The 17,266-nt window shown below is 48.7% G+C and carries 14 protein-coding genes and 2 pseudogenes; 3 read left to right on the top strand and 13 right to left on the bottom strand.

Translation table 11 applies throughout. The features are described from left to right. Positions 1-358: 358 nt before the first annotated feature. The 9 genes and pseudogenes from def to J2T20_RS17400 form a co-directional block, all read right to left on the bottom strand. Positions 359-973 (bottom strand): peptide deformylase, encoded by a 615-nt coding sequence (gene def / locus J2T20_RS17440; RefSeq protein ID WP_307590500.1) that lies wholly within the window; start codon positions 971-973, stop codon positions 359-361. 45 nt (positions 974-1,018) lie between these two features. After that, complete coding sequence (locus tag J2T20_RS17435) at positions 1,019-2,308, bottom strand: stalk domain-containing protein (RefSeq protein WP_307590498.1); 1,290 nt, start codon at positions 2,306-2,308, stop codon at positions 1,019-1,021. A gap of 116 nt (positions 2,309-2,424) precedes the next feature. Then, positions 2,425-2,697, bottom strand: a complete 273-nt coding sequence (locus J2T20_RS17430) for a hypothetical protein (protein WP_307590496.1) — start codon at positions 2,695-2,697, stop codon at positions 2,425-2,427. Positions 2,698-2,712: 15 nt separating this feature from the next. Further along, the gene (locus tag J2T20_RS17425) at positions 2,713-3,606 is read right to left on the bottom strand and encodes an inositol monophosphatase family protein (protein ID WP_307590510.1); all 894 of its coding nucleotides are present in this window, start codon (positions 3,604-3,606) and stop codon (positions 2,713-2,715) included. 80 nt (positions 3,607-3,686) lie between these two features. Further along, a pseudogene (locus tag J2T20_RS17420) lies at positions 3,687-4,233 on the bottom strand (enoyl-ACP reductase FabI). 169 nt (positions 4,234-4,402) lie between these two features. Further along, a complete protein-coding gene (gene uvsE / locus J2T20_RS17415; protein ID WP_307590494.1) occupies positions 4,403-5,410 on the bottom strand; it encodes a UV DNA damage repair endonuclease UvsE in 1,008 nt (335 codons plus the stop codon). Further along, the gene (locus tag J2T20_RS17410; protein ID WP_307590508.1) at positions 5,407-5,724 is read right to left on the bottom strand and encodes a hypothetical protein; all 318 of its coding nucleotides are present in this window, start codon (positions 5,722-5,724) and stop codon (positions 5,407-5,409) included. The genes uvsE and J2T20_RS17410 overlap by 4 nt, the downstream gene beginning before the upstream one ends. A gap of 43 nt (positions 5,725-5,767) precedes the next feature. Beyond that, on the bottom strand, positions 5,768-6,862 hold the full coding sequence (locus J2T20_RS17405) for a D-alanine--D-alanine ligase (protein ID WP_307590493.1): 1,095 nt from the start codon (positions 6,860-6,862) through the stop codon (positions 5,768-5,770). Between the two features lie 20 nt (positions 6,863-6,882). Then, a complete protein-coding gene (locus J2T20_RS17400; RefSeq protein ID WP_307590506.1) occupies positions 6,883-7,905 on the bottom strand; it encodes an amidase domain-containing protein in 1,023 nt (340 codons plus the stop codon). A gap of 227 nt (positions 7,906-8,132) precedes the next feature. Between J2T20_RS17400 and acnA the strand changes: the two genes are divergently transcribed. Further along, positions 8,133-10,877 (top strand): aconitate hydratase AcnA, encoded by a 2,745-nt coding sequence (gene acnA, locus J2T20_RS17395; RefSeq protein WP_307590491.1) that lies wholly within the window; start codon positions 8,133-8,135, stop codon positions 10,875-10,877. A 102-nt stretch (positions 10,878-10,979) separates the two neighbouring features. Here acnA and J2T20_RS17390 read toward each other — a convergent pair whose 3' ends face one another. Next, positions 10,980-11,723, bottom strand: a complete 744-nt coding sequence (locus tag J2T20_RS17390; protein ID WP_307590489.1) for an IclR family transcriptional regulator — start codon at positions 11,721-11,723, stop codon at positions 10,980-10,982. Between the two features lie 214 nt (positions 11,724-11,937). Between J2T20_RS17390 and J2T20_RS17385 the strand changes: the two genes are divergently transcribed. Then, complete coding sequence (locus tag J2T20_RS17385; RefSeq protein ID WP_307590487.1) at positions 11,938-12,945, top strand: alpha/beta hydrolase; 1,008 nt, start codon at positions 11,938-11,940, stop codon at positions 12,943-12,945. Between the two features lie 913 nt (positions 12,946-13,858). Then, positions 13,859-15,010 carry a Fe-Mn family superoxide dismutase gene (locus tag J2T20_RS17380; protein ID WP_307590485.1) on the top strand — a complete coding sequence of 384 codons (1,152 nt, stop codon included), beginning with the start codon at positions 13,859-13,861 and terminating at the stop codon, positions 15,008-15,010. 63 nt (positions 15,011-15,073) lie between these two features. On the opposite strand, the gene folE is transcribed toward J2T20_RS17380, so the two are convergent. The 3 genes and pseudogenes from folE to queG form a co-directional block, all read right to left on the bottom strand. Beyond that, positions 15,074-15,667 (bottom strand): GTP cyclohydrolase I FolE, encoded by a 594-nt coding sequence (gene folE / locus J2T20_RS17375; RefSeq protein WP_307590483.1) that lies wholly within the window; start codon positions 15,665-15,667, stop codon positions 15,074-15,076. Between the two features lie 52 nt (positions 15,668-15,719). Next, positions 15,720-15,968 carry a YneF family protein gene (locus J2T20_RS17370; protein WP_307590481.1) on the bottom strand — a complete coding sequence of 83 codons (249 nt, stop codon included), beginning with the start codon at positions 15,966-15,968 and terminating at the stop codon, positions 15,720-15,722. Between the two features lie 105 nt (positions 15,969-16,073). Beyond that, a pseudogene (queG, locus tag J2T20_RS17365) lies at positions 16,074-17,249 on the bottom strand (tRNA epoxyqueuosine(34) reductase QueG); the annotation flags it as partial. Positions 17,250-17,266 lie beyond the last annotated feature (17 nt).

Here is a 17,266-nt window from a genome sequence, read left to right as displayed (position 1 = left end):
GTCACCTATATCTTCGAGAATTTGGGGAGGTACTCCTTTTTCTATGCTCAAAAAAACCAGTCCCAGCAAGGGTTTGGAATTATGAAATTGACTCTAAAATACATCTATTTTACTGACTACCGCCGAAACGTGTCACAGCGGCGCATTATAGTGCATTTTTACATTTGAATTCGCGGAAAGGTGCCACTTCGCCGGATTCTAGTGTATTCTTACCTTTGGTTCGCTGAATACATGACACGCCACAAAGGCCGAAAATACGCCTACTGTGTATCCATATCCATGCACTACATTATTAGGCAAAAAGGCTGTTATCCTCATCTAGGATAACAGCCTTTTAATGCTGACCACTTATTTAGTTTTATTTGCCTTTTTGTTCATACAGGCTTCTGATATTTACATCCTGCGGAAGTTTGAAGGGATTCTCGGTGTTGATTCGATCGTAGAACATGATGCCGTCGAGATGATCCATTTCATGCTGAATAACAATGGCTGGGTAGCCTTTGAACTTCAGTACAACCTCTTTACCGGAGGTGTAATCATAGCCCTTTACCTTTACTGATTCATACCGAGGCACAAACCCCTCAACAGGCCGGTCAACCGATAGGCAGCCTTCGCTTTCCGGCAAATATACCATGGATAAGGAGTGGCTAATAATCTTCGGATTAACCAGTGCGTGTTCCAAGATTCTCCCCTTCTCGTCCGTTAGGTAGAGGGTAAACATACGTTGCTGTAATCCTATCTGATTGGCCGATAATCCCACTCCAGAGCGCAGCTTATACTTGGCGGCGGCCTCTGGATTTTGGCTGTTTTTCAGGAATTGCATCATACACTGGAGCGTCCCTTGCACCTCCTCTGACAACGGCAGCTGAACTGGCTCTGCAACGGCTCGAAGAATTTGATGACCCTCACGTATAATATCGTCCATCGTAATCACATAGTTAGCATTGTATTTAGAACTAGACAAGCGTTTCATCCACCTTTTCTAAGAGACTGTTACCCGCATTAATAATACATAGTATTAAGGATTTATGAAGGCCGTTCGCAACTGCCCGCTATATTTCACATCAAACCCTAGTCCAGTTGCTAGTGCTGCTAAAGGTAAATATGTTTTATCTTCTTTGCCAACCTTCTGTAGAAAAGCGGGTGTGTCAATCGCAACATTCTGTCCGTTCACTTTAATATTCTTGGCGCCTATCGTGATAACAACGGTTCTGCCGCCATATATGATCGTAGCACTGGATGTTTTGTTATCCCACTTGCCGGTTGCGCCCACTGCGTTCAGAACATCCTTCAGAGCTAAGAAGTTCTGCCCGTTTTTAAGGATCGGCTTATTCGGTGTATTTAACTCTATTCCTTTTACAACAATTGACATAGGTGCAGATGATGGAGTCATTACAGCTACAGCCGGTGAACGGTATTCCCCCCATTGAAGCTCTGCGAACACTCTGGCAATCTTCTCATAACCAAGCTGAGTCGGATGAAAGTCTGCTTTTCCTATACCGATAATATGTGTTAATGAGCCCTCTATGCCCGCAAAACGTTCGGCCACATGTGCCACGCGGACAGGTGCCCCCTCACGGTTTATGCTTGCAGCAACACTTTCCACTGTGGTCGTCATGCGACCAGCGGCAGTCATTAGTTGGCCATAGTTAGGACCCAAGGCAATCCCCGGGGCAGGCTGATATTGATCTGCCAAAATAATAGTCGCTTGCGGATTCACTACCCGGATATTCTCAAGCACAGCTGTTACATTCGTTGTGTAATCGGTAAGACGTTGCTCCAGCTGGGATTGAAAGTCTACATCTGTGATCTCCTTGACCTTCAAGAATAGACTGCTCACATCATTACCACCAATAGTAATGGTAATTAGATCAGCCACCTTCAGCTCTGTCCCGATCTGGACAGTCTGCCCCGCGAATTGAGTGATCCGAGGGTCCAGCAATCCCGCTTGAATTCCTTCAGGTGTAATCGCTGCGCCTGTAGCAATCGCCCCTGTGTAATTACGCAGCCCGGCTGTAGTCAAACCCAGGATGCCGTAATTTGTTAGCGAGGCTCTACCGTGGTACCAGCCCTGCTCTAGCAATCTTTCTGCATAACCGTAAGGCTTCGTATTGGGGTCAGTCATTCCAGGCTCATAGCCTGCGGTAATGGAGTCGCCTAGAGCCACGATGTTAAAGACATCCTGTCCTGAGTCCCCTGCAACTCCCGCCGCATTTATGGTTCCGCCTCCTGTGACAATCAGTGCAGAGAACAGCAGAAGGCCGCTTGTTCCGACTGCAATAATTCTTTTCAATGCGTTCAGCATCATACTCCCCCTTAAATGTTATGAACCCATTCTATCATTACCTCAGGCTGCACAAAAGAGCGGTTTCCCGCTATGGAGAAACCGCTCTTTTGAATACTTACTTATTCAGTACTGCCGGATTATGCTTTATCCCCTTTAGCTGTAGAGCCGCCTTCCAGGTTAGAACTTTTCTCCGCCCGATCCATATATTTATCGTAACGGTCATCCAGCTCACGGCCGATCTTCCGGTACCGAAGAGTTTCCTCCACAATGGGATCCAGGGTGGTCTGAATACGAATTTCATATTTCGGCGAAATTTCACGAATTTCCTGAGCTTTACGATCTCCCTGATCCATTTCACCTTCGGTCAAGATATCGCTTAATTTGCGTTCCAAATCATTATTCTCACTCATCGCAGGTCGCCCTCCTTAAAGCGTATATCCGGTCGCATCAGCGGATGTAAGGGAGGATACCAGACCCTCATGGATTTTACCATTACTGGCTACGATATGACGCGTTCCAATATCATACGGACGTCCCCGCGTATCGCTAACCTTACCTCCAGATTCCAATACGAGCAGGACACCTGCAGCACAATCCCATGGGTTGAGTCCCACTTCCCAATAGCCATCCACCCGACCAGCTGCTACATAAGCTAGGTGCAGGGCTGCCGAGCCGCCGGCGCGAACGCCGCGTACTTGAGGAAGGATGCTTTGGAGACCCGCCATATTCACCGGTTGCGCAAATTCACGATCCGGTGGAAATCCCATAGCGATCAGACTGTCAGAAAGATTAGTCTCCCCTGAGACAGCGGTAGGTATGCCGTGCATATAGGCTCCCTTGCCTTTTTCGGCTACAAACATTTCATCCCTTGTAGGGTCATAAATGACACCGACAGTGATTTCTCCGCGAACAACCAACGCAATCGATACACAGTAGAACGGAAACCCGTGTACGAAATTTGTGGTTCCATCCACTGGATCAACGATCCACATATATTCATTCACCCGTGCTTCTTCCAGAGCTGCAGTGGCTGCTGCCGCTCCCGGCTCAACGCTTTCTTCTCCCAGAAAGGTATGATCTGGATAATGCGTAAGCACGAGTCTGCGGATCATCTGCTCTACACCTTTATCCACCTCTGTCACCAGGTCTTGAGCGGAGGTTTTGGTTCCAAGGTCCTTCACCTGGCCCTGTCTGCTTTTGATCCATTCTCCAGCCTTGGCAGCAGCATTAATTGCCACTGCTGTATGTCCTTTGCCTGAAACAACATAAGGCTCCCGTTCGGTTCGGCCATTTGGATTTGTAGGATTGATTGGATTCATATCTTCACTTCGCTTTCTTGTACGTAGTCGTCGTAATAAGCTAACCGCGCTCCCTGCACGGTCTTTACTTGGCATGAACGTTAACCACCGATGATATGATATCCCCCATCAACATAGATAACTTCTCCAGTAATACCGTGAGACAGATGGCCCATCAGGGATATCGCCGTATCGTACGAATCGGCCCAGCCGAAATGGCATTGACACGAATATTGTCCGGTCCAACATCACTTGCCAGATAACGAACCGATGTTTCAAGTGCGGCTTTGGCGACTCCCATAACGTTGTAGTTACGTATTACTCGTTCCGACCCCATGAATGTCATAGTACTTCACCTTTGGCAAAAGCGATACTATGCACTATACCGTGCAGCACACCAAAGCGTTCCTCAAGCTCTGCTGCCTAAGGCATCAAAATCATTATCAACCGTTACGTCACATGGCAGGATAACAGTGCCCGGGGGGTGTTTCCGCTAGCTTGCGGACGCGGCTTTCTACCCGTTCATTCTCGTATGTAAAAGCTAGGTGTGCCTTGATCTGACAAGCTGTGGGCAATGGCCCAAGCAATGCTGCGATCATTCGCCACGCCCATAACCACGATGTTTTTTCCGGTTAACATCTCTTCCATGTGATAAACTCCTTTGAAAAGATTTGCTTAAGCTTGTGTTCTTAGCCAATGCTTTCGAAGTGAGCTTTCCTACCGAAAGCTTTGGGTGCTAAAGTTTCATCCAACGTACCCTATTTCAGGATACATATCAAGTGGAGCATTCGTAACTAATCCCCATGTTTATTCCAGTTTACGGATCAATATTAACGCTGGCTCCATCTAACAAAGTAATTCCATTACCTACCTCTGCCAGCTCTTTCATGGCCTCCATCAGCCCAAACAGTGCGCCATCCTTCGCTTTGGCCTCAATCATCACATCAACGGCCGGAGTAGATGCAGCAATCCGTCTAAGAAAAGCTAGGAGCGGCGCCGGCTCTACTCCATCAGCATGACTGCGGGGGTCAGTAGGACTGCGAGGGCTGGAGACATGAATCTTGGGGGGCAGGAGCTCTCCGGGGCCGACACCCGTTAAGGCGAGCGGACTCTGCCAGGTCTTCTGTATATCCTCCCATAATTCCCAAGGCAGCTCTCCCTCATTGTTCACCCACTGATGATGGATATCGAGGACCATTGGCAGCCCTAGTCTCTGGCATACCGCCAGTGTCTCAGGCGCGTTGAAAGTCTTGTCATCATTCTCCAGTGTGATTCGTTCCCGCAATTCCAAGGGAAGATTGCCGAATTGCTCATGAAAACGGGCCGCTGCCGAAGGCTTGTCCCCATAAGCGCCCCCGATATGGATGTTATTCTTAGCTGTAGACGGCAAGTCCAGCGCTTTGAGCATCTGGGTATGATGTTGTAAATCACGAATAGAGCTGGCCAGAACTTCCGGTCGCGGAGTACTAAGGACCGTAAAATGATCAGGATGGAAGGAGACTCTAATCCCATGCTTTCTGATAAAGCTGCCTACTTCCTGAAATGCATCTGCCAGTGCCGCAAAGGGATCCCAGTCCTGCAAATCAGGATGCGTAGCCAGCGGAATCAGCTTGGAGGTGAGGCGGTACACCTTAATATCAGACCCAACGTTATGCTTAAGCAGACGAAGAGTATTATGCAGATTCACTCGGCCGATACTCTCCAGCCGTCTTATTGCCGCCTCACGGTCACCTATTTTGTTGAAGGAGGCCATTGTCATGGTCTTGGATGGGGAGCAGTCCGGGATGACCGTCGACATGGCCACGTATCCAAATCGGACAATCACTTTTCTTCTCCAAAAAACATTTCAAAGGCTAAGGCGGTTTGTACCCGCGACTCTTCCTCCGTAAGCTTGCGAACAAGCTCCATTTCTACAGCAGTAATCTCATGACCTTGAAAATTAATCTCTGCGATAGACGCAGAGATTTTGACTATAGCTACAGCAACATTATCCAGCGTATAGGCGATTACCTTTTGCCCGGTTGGAAAGACGCGAAATCCTGTCTTAACCATCTTGCAGCGCCCATACTCCAGCAGTTCGTAAAGCTCCTGCTCATTCTTGAATTTGCACACCGAATTAAATTCTGTTTGAAAGCCCATCATTTCTCTCCTTTCCGGCCGGGATAATCTCCCTATTAGCCCCTTATTGCTCGTTGTCGTACTTCAGGCTTTGTTTGAATTCATAACGCTCTAGAGCAAGCTCTATCATACGATCCAGCAGTGCTTTGTAAGAGAGGCCCGTTTCTCGCCACAACAGAGGATACATGCTGAAAGGTGTGAAGCCCGGCATGGTATTGACTTCATTGATCAATATTCTGCCGTCAGACTTGCGCATAAAGAAATCTGCACGTGTAATTCCGCTACCCTCTATAGCTCTAAAAGCTGTTAATGCCGATTCCCTCAGGTGGTCAGCAACCTCACAGTCAACCGGAGCCGGAATAAGCATTTGCGATTTTCCATCAATATATTTTGCAGCATAATCGTAATATTCACCAGAAGTGACGATTTCACCCGGAACAGAAGCTTCAGGCTCATCATTGCCTAAGACACTAACCTCTAGTTCACGTGCGTCCACGAATTCCTCAATAATAACTTTTGTATCATATTTGAAGGCGAATTCAACAGCTTTGATTAGGCTTTCCTTATCAACCGCCTTGGAAATACCCACACTGGAGCCCAGATTGGCCGGCTTCACGAATACCGGATAACCCAGCTTATCCTCCACGCTAGTTATCAAGTCATGGCCTTGGCGTTTCCATGCGCTAATACTGAAGTAACAATACAGGCACTGATCCAGCCCAGCCTCAGCGAACAGCTTCTTCATAACTACCTTATCCATGCCAGCCGCCGAAGCAAGAACCCCTGCACCAACGTATGGGATATTCGCCATTTCGAATAATCCTTGGATGGTTCCGTCCTCACCATTGGTACCATGTAAAAGAGGGAACATTACATCTACTGCTTTTTCCCCGCCGGACAATCCGCTGAATACTGCATTAAGGGCAGTTCCCATATCTTCTGGAGCGTCAGCAAGTTTGAGCTCTTCTATCCGGCTAAACGGTGCAGACAGAGTCTTTCCAACCTTCCAAAGTCCCAACTTAGTAATATAAAAAGGTACAATCTCGTATTTATCGTAGTCAAAAGCGTTCATAACTGCAAAAGCCGTCTGAAGCGATACTTCATGTTCTCCGGATTTGCCGCCGTACGTAAGTCCTACGGTTAGTTTTGGGTTCCCCATGCCATTAACCTCTTTCTGAATTATAAATAGTCATGAATATGAAAAAAACGGTATACGGTTCTGTCGTTCCACGCATAGGAATCACGATAATCCCAATACCGGTGACGGCTGCTGACCGTATGTGCATTAACCAGCGGCATTCCGCCTGCATCCAGGGCCGTAACAATCGTACTGTGTTGGTACTGACCATTCCCGTCCCAATCGTATTGAATGACATCACCCAGCATAAGCTGTTCAGGACGCTCTACAACTTCTGCGCGCAAACCACTGCTTCGGCCTGTGCTTAAATAACGCTCCAGACTGTCTGATACAGTCCAACTGAAGCTCCACCATTCCTGCTTTCCGGTATAACCTTTATACCACCAGCCCGTTTCTCTTTTACCAGTATAGTTGATAGGTGCTCCCCCTGCAAAGAGACATTGGGAGACATAATTCGTGCAATCCACGGCAAAAGTCTCAAATTCCGGATTCCCTTCCTGCCACCAGCGGTCAGCATAAGCTGCAGCGGCCTGGCGGTTGTAAAGAACCTCCCGATTACCGGAAATGCCTCCCAATAAGCTCCGGTTAAGTAGCGGCTGCGGAAGCGGCATCGGTTCATTATCCCAGTCGGTAATTATTTTGAAGGTATCCGCGGCAGGCCTACGGACGACTTGACGTTCAGGAACAGCGCGTTCCACAGCGGCAATCTCCCACGCCTTCCCTTCGTGCACGAAGGTTAGCCGTTCTGAATTTACCATATCCTCCCGGTGTGTAATGCCTCCTTTTTCATAAAAAAGGGCACTATGCAGTGATATTTCAGCAATCACCTCTGAAGGAGTCTGTCTTACAACCCTCAAGATTTTTACTCCCGTCTCACCGCGCAGAGGCTTGATATCTCTGGCATCATACCACTCTTCCAGTCGTCTGCTCCGCTCCCCTTGCTCCATTAAAAAGCGTGGATCATTCACGGCTGTATGCCTAAACTCTGTCCGCGGCTCCACCCGCCCTCTATTGATTTGATCCACGTACAGATAAAGACACTGTTTCCACTGTTGCTCCATAATTAGTTCCGCCCTTCTCTCCGGTTTGGCTGCTGTCCTATGTATATGAAGGCAATCATGGAGCTATACAGATAGAATGGAATCGAGAGGGAATTACTACACTTAAATATCCGCATCTTTCAGCCGAATTAAGAGGAAAAAAAACTTTACTCCCCTCTTTGTAAACGTTATAATTATTGTAGATGCAATTTGAAATGGAGTTTCAACAGATGAAACAAGGAGGCGCATTTATGCCAAGCAAGGACCACTTCTCGCTGGCCCGCACCCTGGAGTCGGGCGGCAAGACTTACCGCTATTATGATCTTCAATCCCTTGAGGAACAAGGCCTCGGGGACATCACATCTCTTCCTTTTTCCATTAAAGTACTGCTTGAAGCAGCAGTCCGCCAGTTCGATGGGCGCGCGATTACAGAAGATCATGTGAAACAGCTGGCCGGATGGGCCGGCGATGCAGACCGCAACAAGGAAATCCCTTTTATCCCGGCTCGTATAGTCCTGCAGGATTTCACGGGTGTACCGGTAGTCGTAGATCTTGCAGCTATGCGTGATACCGTTAAAAAAGCAGGCGGCGATCCGAAGAAGATTAACCCGCTTGTACCGGTTGATCTCGTTATTGACCACTCTGTAATGGTTGATGCCTTTGGTACCGCTGATGCTTTGGATTTCAACATTAATGTTGAGTTTGAACGTAATGAAGAACGCTACCGCTTCCTGCGCTGGGCGCAGACAGCATTTAATAACTTCCGTGCAGTCCCTCCTTCCACCGGTATCGTTCACCAGGTGAATCTGGAGTATTTAGCTTCCGTTGCCACTACCAAAACCGTTGACGGCGAAACAGTCGTTTACCCGGATTCCCTTGTAGGAACTGACTCCCACACGACTATGATTAACGGTCTTGGTGTGGTTGGCTGGGGTGTAGGCGGTATTGAAGCTGAAGCAGGCATGCTCGGACAGCCGTTGTACTTTGTCACACCGGATGTCGTTGGCTTTAAGCTTACCGGCAGCCTGATGGAAGGGGCTACAGCGACTGATTTGGCCCTGACCGTTACCCAAATGCTGCGTAAAAAAGGTGTGGTTGGCAAATTCGTAGAATTCTACGGACCGGGACTCGCGAATATCAGCCTCGCAGATCGGGCTACAGTAGCCAACATGGCTCCAGAATACGGAGCAACCATTGGATTCTTCCCTGTAGATGATGAAACCTTGGCCTACCTAAGAAGCACAGGGCGTCCTGATGATCTGGTAGCCTTGGTAGAGAACTATTATAAAGCTCAAGGTATGTTCCGCACTTCCGATACTCCTGACCCGCAATTCAGTGACTTCATTGAGCTGGACTTGGCTTCGGTCGTACCGAGCTTGGCAGGACCGAAACGTCCTCAGGACCGGATCGAACTGACCCATATGAAGGAGAACTTCGAGGGCATCATTCGTACACCTGTAGATAAGGGTGGCTATGGCCTTAGTGATGAGAAAATTGCCCAAACCGTAGACATTCAACATAAAAATGGCAGCTCAAGCAAGCTGCGCACAGGTGCAGTTGTTATTGCGGCGATTACGAGTTGTACGAACACCTCTAATCCAAGTGTAATGCTAGGTGCCGGACTACTAGCTAAAAAAGCCGTTGAACGCGGACTTACCAAACCAGGTTATGTGAAGAGCAGTTTGACTCCGGGATCCCTTGTTGTAACAGAGTACTTGGAAAAAGCCAATTTGCTTAAACCTCTTGAAGCCTTAGGATTCTACGTGGCTGGCTACGGATGTGCTACTTGTATTGGTAACTCCGGTCCGCTTCCGGATGAAGTTAGTCAGGCCATTATCGACAATGACATGACAGTAGCCGCTGTAATTTCCGGTAACCGGAACTTCGAAGGCCGTGTTCATGCTCAGGTTAAGGCCAACTATCTTGCTTCTCCGCCGCTTGTCGTTGCTTATGCATTGGCAGGTACTGTAGATATCGATTTGCAGACGGAACCGCTCGGATTTGATCCACAGGGAGAACCTGTCTTCCTAAAAGACATCTGGCCGTCCTCTGCTGAAATTCGTGAAGCTATCGGCCAATCCCTCAGCCCGGAAATGTTCCGCCGCAAATACGAGAATGTATTCACCGCCAATGAGCGCTGGAATTCCATTCCTGTACCTGAAGGCGAGCTGTACGAGTGGGATGACAATTCTACTTACATTCAGAACCCGCCATTCTTCGAGAATCTTGCAGATGGTCTAGGTGATATCGAAAATATCAGTAACTCGCGTGTATTGGCACTTCTGGCTGATTCGGTTACAACGGATCATATTTCGCCAGCCGGTAATATCTCTGCCTCCGGTCCAGCCGGCGAATATCTACGTGATCATGGCGTAGAGCGTGCAGATTTCAATTCCTACGGCTCACGCCGCGGTAATCATGAGGTCATGATGCGTGGTACGTTCGCCAATATCCGGATTCGTAACGCCGTTGCTCCAGGCACAGAAGGCGGAGTTACCACCTTCCTGCCGAGTGAGGAAGTAATGTCGATCTATGATGCTTCCATGCTGTACCAAGCCGCCGGCCAAAATCTCGTCGTAATTGCCGGTAAAGAATACGGTACGGGCAGTTCGCGTGACTGGGCTGCTAAGGGTACTCTCCTGCTGGGCGTTAAGGCGGTCATCGCTGAGAGCTTCGAACGGATCCACCGCAGTAATCTCGTAGGCATGGGTGTTCTTCCACTGCAATTCCAGGAAGGTCATGGCTGGAGCAGTCTCGGTCTTACCGGTCGTGAGTCCTTTGACATTACCGGCTTGGACAACAATGTCCTGCCAAGTCAAGAGTTGACCGTCACTGCCACCCGCGAAGACGGTACGAAGTTCGACTTCCCCGTGATCGCACGGCTTGACAGCACGGTGGATATTGATTACTACCGGAACGGCGGTATCCTACAAACGGTACTGCGCCAAATGTTGGCGGATGCCACTTCTACAACAGAAGCATTACCTGTAGATTAATACAATTTCAACCTGTTCCCTGCTCAGGGACGTATTATAGCCCTCGACTCTTCCTGCCCGGAAGGTTCGAGGGCTATTTGTTATCTATCAGCAGATTAAGAATTATGGAATCATCATACCCATTTCACCCGCAGCCTCCATCAGCACAGCAGCATAGTCAATCAGCGTCTCCTTCGAAAGACGGCTAACCGGACCCGAAAGTGACAACGCAGCCACTACATTTCCGCTGCGACCGACAATAGGTACAGCTACAGCAGCGGCACCGGGCTCCCGTTCCTCAAGACTGGTCGCATACCCCAGCCTCGTGATCTCTTTCAACTGCTTAGCATAGCCAGTTCGATCTACAGTTGAAGGCCAATCCGGTCCTTCCAGCAATGCCTTCTGCACCTCAGGAGGAGCATAAGCTGCCAGTACCTTGCTTGATGCTCCTACAGATAAAGGAAGCCTTGCACCGATCTGTGCAACACGCCGTATGGCCTGTTGGCTCTGGACAGCCTGAATGCGTACCCTTTCGGTTCCATCACGCAGATATAGACTAACCGTCTCGCCAAGCCGGTCCCGCAGCCGTTCCATAGCAGGCAGCAGCAATGTAGCAGGTTCATCAAAGGCCGGGAGATGCGTTGACAGCTCCCAGATGCGAATACCCAACCGATACTTCTCCGTTGCCGGATTGCGGATGAGGAACCCCTTCTCCTCCAGTGTGGTAAGCAGCCTGTGCACAGTACTCTTATGTAGTCCAATTTGCGAAGCGATCTCTGTTAATCCCAGATCGCTTTCCCGTGTAAAACATAGCAATATATCCAGCGCCCGTTCTACAGCGCGTACCGTTAGTTTCCGGTCCTCCACAACGATCTCCCCTTCATTGTTTCATCAAATGAAACACGGTTACATTATTTCATATAATCATATTAGTGCAAAGGTCAACGAAAAGTCCAGTATATTCGGCGGACGGAAAAGCTTGGGTCCCAGTTTACATTTACATTACAAATGGGGCGAATTCATTGACTTTGTAAGGACATGAACATACGATTAATTATATAAACTATTAGGAGGGGACCTTATGGATCTGGTAACTGCCCACACATGCACACCGGTCTCCCGGAAACCCGCTAACCTTAATACTGATGATACTTATCCTACGCTGCCCCTAGGGAGGATTCGACTTAAACATATTATAGTAGCGCTGCTGCTATCGGTATTTTTCTTCTTTGTATTCTGCTTTATTTCATTGCACGCTTATATTGCGTGGGTGTTGTCCAACCCGACAGTAGCCCCGCTGTATTCTAACCCGGCCCTAGCCAAGGGTCTGCAATATGAGGATGTATCTTTTCGGGCGCTAGACGGCAGCCGTAACATGCAGGGCTGGTATATCCCGGCAAAGGGTGCCACCAAAACCATCGTGTTCAGCCATGGATATGGCGCCAATCGTGAGGAAACCTGGGTACCGATGTATGATCTGGCCCATTATGCCCACCGTCTTAATTTCAATGTGGTGATGTTCGATTATGCATTCGCTTCCCAGACGAACAAGGATCTGGCTACCGGAGGCAAAAAGGAATCCCAGCAGCTACTTGGCGCGATTCAATTTGCCAAGGAGCGCGGAGCCAAAGAAATTGTAGTATGGGGCTTCTCGATGGGCGCAGGAACCGCGCTCCAAGCTGGCCTGGTCACTAAGGACATTGATGCGATGATACTCGACAGCACCTTCTTGCTCGAGCCGGATACACTGTATCACAATATTAAGCAAAACATCGATCTGCCGCGTCAGCCTTCCCTTGAAATCATGGAGCTGATCTTTCCGGTACTGAACGGTACCGGGTTAGATCAAATTCCTTATGCAAAGGTCAAATCCAAGGATTACCCGTTTCCAGTTCTGTTCCTGCACGGAACTAAGGATGAGAAAGCTCCTTACCCGATCGCCGAGGAGCTGGCTGCGAATCAGACCCATCCCTATTCTGAGTCCTGGATTATCGAGGGCAGCCACCATGAACTGCTATTCCGTGAACATCCGCGTGAATATCTGCGGCGCGTATCCGCATTTCTTGGCAATGTTCAGGCGGCCAAGTGATGTTCTTATCTATATAAGCTGAAGAAAAGAAGGCTCTTTCTCGAAATCAGTGCTTGATTTTCCGTTTACGTCACTGTGCCGGGAACGATTTCGATCTAACTTCACCTGATGTTTCACCGGGTTTGGGGCAACTACGTATTACAGGTAGCAGAATCCGGGTTGCGGACGGTAGCGTCAAGAAGTTTGTGTATGAGAGTAGAAGTAGCTCCTCGGGTATCCGCGACAAATACGGCAAATCGTCTACCTACATGGGTTTCAATTTATATAGTTGCACAACTTACAATTATATTTCTCCCTTAGCACACTTTAGGGGGTTTAATTGCACTTTATACACTTATTTTTGGGTATTCCGGGGTTTAACCGGTCTATTCGTGTTTTTAGTTGCACAAAGTACATCTATCCATACATCCGAGCGCTAAAAGCTAGAAATAAGTGTATAAAATACATCTATTTTACTGACGCTTCCGGGTGCAGAAATAGAGGGAGAAAACCCTCTACTGGGCGTAACGGATTTCTGTCTTTCTCGTCACCTGTCAAGCACTGATTTTGGTGTTGAGCCGAAAAGAAAATAACAAATAGCGAAAAGGAACGAAAGGGAAATTTGGAACTGTAGGAGCGATAGCGACCGCCCGAAAGCTTTCCGTAGGAAAGCTAGCTTCGAAAGCATAAGCTGTATCCGGATTTCAACCGCTAAAAGCGGGTTAAATCGAAGAAAGTCTTACTACAACAGCGGCCGGAAGTCCAAATCTTCACGGTAGTGACGCCTGAGCCATAAGTTAATATCTTAAGTTCATCTTATCTAACAGACAGCCTCTTCCCAGGAAAACCACCCGGGAAGGGGCTGTTTTCATAACCTTAGACTCCCGGTCATATAAATGACTGATGATTACTAATCATGGGAGGACTGTATGAGATGCTATATGTATACGGGCCGTTGATGCCTATAAGGGTTCTAGAGGAGATTGTCTTTTGGAAAAACCAAGAAACGGAACATACCGCTGTTATTAAAGCGATTATTCCCAATCTTGAAGAACCCTATGTGAAGTTGCTTGATGAATGGGCCGTTGTCTTCAGTGCAACCGAAGAGGCTGCCCGGTCAATGCTGAATACTGCACTTACCCCCTCCATGCCCAACTCAGAGATAACAGAGGCCAAAATAGAACATTTACTGCACATATCCTGCAACCAATCACACGAATTCATAAGACAATTGTATGCCGTCATGGAGGCTAGCGCTGCAGTCAATGAAATACCGCTAGCCGTAACCGTCCTGCTGCATATCATACGTGAATCCGAGTATTTCATTGGTGTTCTGGCAGGGCTCGGCTCCCCGGGTCTTCTGCGCCATGAAGTGCGAGGTACTACCCCAGCTGACAACACACAAACCGAAGCCGGACTGCCCTCCGCCGTTACTCTTTCAGAAGTCTACAGCCAGCAATCCGTGCCGATCGGGGGCCACCGCTTACCTCCGCTTCCTTATCCCTATAACGCACTGGAGCCCTATATCGACGAAAAGACCATGAGAATTCATCATGATAAGCATCACCAGAGCTACGTTGATGGATTGAACAAGGCTGAGGTAGAGCTGGCAGAAGCGCGTAAGACCGAAAATTATGATCTCGTCAAGCACTGGGAGCGGGAACTGGCCTTCCATGGAGCCGGGCATTACCTACACACGATCTTCTGGAACATATTATCCCCTTTAGGAGGTGGACGACCAACTGGGGCTCTTCTAGAGGCTTTGGACAGCAGCTTCGGAAGCTATGACAGCTTCAAGCAGCAGTTCAGCGAAGCCGCGAACAAGGTTGAAGGGGGCGGCTGGGCCATCCTTGTATGGAGTCCCCGTAGCCGAAGACTTGAAATACTAACGGCAGAAAAACATCAGAATTTATCGCAATGGGACGTTGTACCTTTATTAACCCTAGATGTATGGGAGCATGCTTATTATCTGAAGCATCAGAATAATCGTGCTAATTACATTAAAGATTGGTGGAAGGTTGTTAATTGGCCTTATGTATCCAAGCGGTATACACAAGCAAGCAGGCTGATGTGGGAACCCTTTTAACCTCCATTCATCAAAAAACCGACCTCGGAGGAGTCCCTGAGGTCGGTTCTATGGGTAAATCATTTATTCCTTAATCAGTGCCAGAAACTCAGCACGGGCGGCTGCGTCCTCGCGGAAGGTCCCTCTGGTCGCAAGCGTTACTGTCTTACTTCCATATTTCTTCACTCCACGAGCACACATGCACAGATGTTCTCCCTCTACAACAACCATAACACCATGTGGGTGTAGCACCTCGGTCATAATATCTGCGATTTGTGCCGTGATACGTTCCTGTACCTGCAGGCGGCGACTCACCGCTTCTACCAGACGGGCCAGCTTGCTAAGCCCAGCGATCCGCCCGCTTGGAATATAACCGATATGCACTTTACCGAAGAAAGGGGCCATGTGATGTTCACATTGACTGTAGTACACAATGTCCTTAACGATCACCAATTCTTCATGAGATTCATCAAAAGTGACGCCAAGCGCCTCTCGGGGATCTACAGAATATCCTCCGAATATCTCCTCGTACATACGTGTAACACGCGCCGGTGTTTCCAGCAGTCCTTCGCGACCGGTGTCCTCTCCGATCAGCTCTAATATCTTTCCAACATGATACTCGATCTTTTCACGGTTATCAGAAACCTTGCCGTTTACGCATTCGTTGACGCCCCCCATGAAACTTCCCCCTTCCGGACCCTTATTTAACCTCTATCTATACCGGGCCTGTTTACTTCCCCTTACGGTTTTGCCCTTTACCAGCACCCGGAGCACGTCCCGGATTCTGATTCTTCATCATTTGCTGAGCGCGTTGCATTTGCTTGCCGTTCAGGTTATAGCCCATTTGTTTGGCAACCTTTTGAAGCATTTCAGGATCATTCTGCATCGTTGTCATTTGTCTGCGCAGGTAATATACACCGATGAAAAACCCGCCCAGAAGTCCAACGACCAACGTAATAATAGGTATTGCGATATCCATCTAAAGTCCACCTCTATGCTCTATTGTCTGCTACGCCCAAGGCGTGCGAATCTATCATAGCATTTCAAGAACTGGACAGCAATTGGCAAATCCCCTTCCTTACGGTTGGGAACTGAGTAATTTGTCCTCTGCCTTATGCAGCATTTCCAATACGGTTTCATGATCCTCTTGCTCCAGCCCCTGCTTAACAGCAGCCAATGCCTCCGAACCCCCGATTCGCCCCAGTGACCAGGCGGCAGTACCGCGCATTTCGGGACGAGGTTCCTTTAGCAATATTTCCCGCAATTTAGGGATAGCTGCTTTCTCTTTAAAGTTGCCCAGACCAATAATTGCATTGCGCTGGATAGGCTTTTTCCCCCTCCATGCAGCCGAGCTGCTCCCGAACTTTTCCTTGAACTCACGGTTGCTAAGGTCAAGAATGGGCAGCAGCAATGGCTTCGCAATCTCAGGATCGGGTAACAGCTCCGGACGATGATCCCAGTTCTTGCCCCGGTTATGCGGACAGACAATCTGGCAAGTATCACAACCGTATAACCGATTGCCGATCTTCGTCATGTAGTCATCACTTAGAAAGCCCTTTGTTTGGGTGAGATATGAGATACAAGCCTGAGCATTAAGCTGTCCCGGACCCACCAAAGCTCCGGTAGGACATGCATCAATGCACTTTGTACAGTCTCCGCACCCCTCCTGCACAGGAGTATCAGGGGCGAATGGAATATTCGTAACCATCTCCCCAAGATAGATCCATGAGCCATAATGTGGTGAGATGATCGAGCAATTTTTACCGCTGAAGCCTATTCCGGCACGCTCTGCCACCGCCCGATCCACAAGTACCCCCGTATCCACCATACTCTCCAGCACCGCACCAGGCACTCGCTCACGAATGAAGGCTTCCAACTTCCCCAAGGCCTCACGCAGCACATGATGATAATCCTGCCCCCATGATGCACGAGCCATAATCCCTCTTCGCTCGCCCGGCTCCGATTTAGGGGGATTTTCCATTTTGGAAGGATAGGCTACAGCTACGGCTATAATAGACATGGCCTCTCCCGATTCCAGAGCGGGTATCGTTCTTTTATCTAGATCAGGCTCTTCGAACCCGGACTCATAGCCCTTATCCCGATGATCCTGCAGAATTGTTTTTAAGTAAAGAAACGGCTCCGCAGTTGCAAACCCGATATCATCAATACCGAGTGCCGATGCAGCAGCCTTAATCTCAGATTTTAGCTTGTCCCACTTGGAAGCCGGGGGAGCAATGGATGACTGATTGAATAGGTTCATTTCCGCCCTCTCCCTTT

The organism is Paenibacillus wynnii (assembly GCF_030812855.1).
Lineage (GTDB): Bacteria > Bacillota > Bacilli > Paenibacillales > Paenibacillaceae > Paenibacillus_AQ > Paenibacillus_AQ wynnii_A.
The sequence above is the reverse complement of the archived record's forward strand: the minus strand, read 5'-3'. Positions and strand labels throughout refer to the sequence as shown.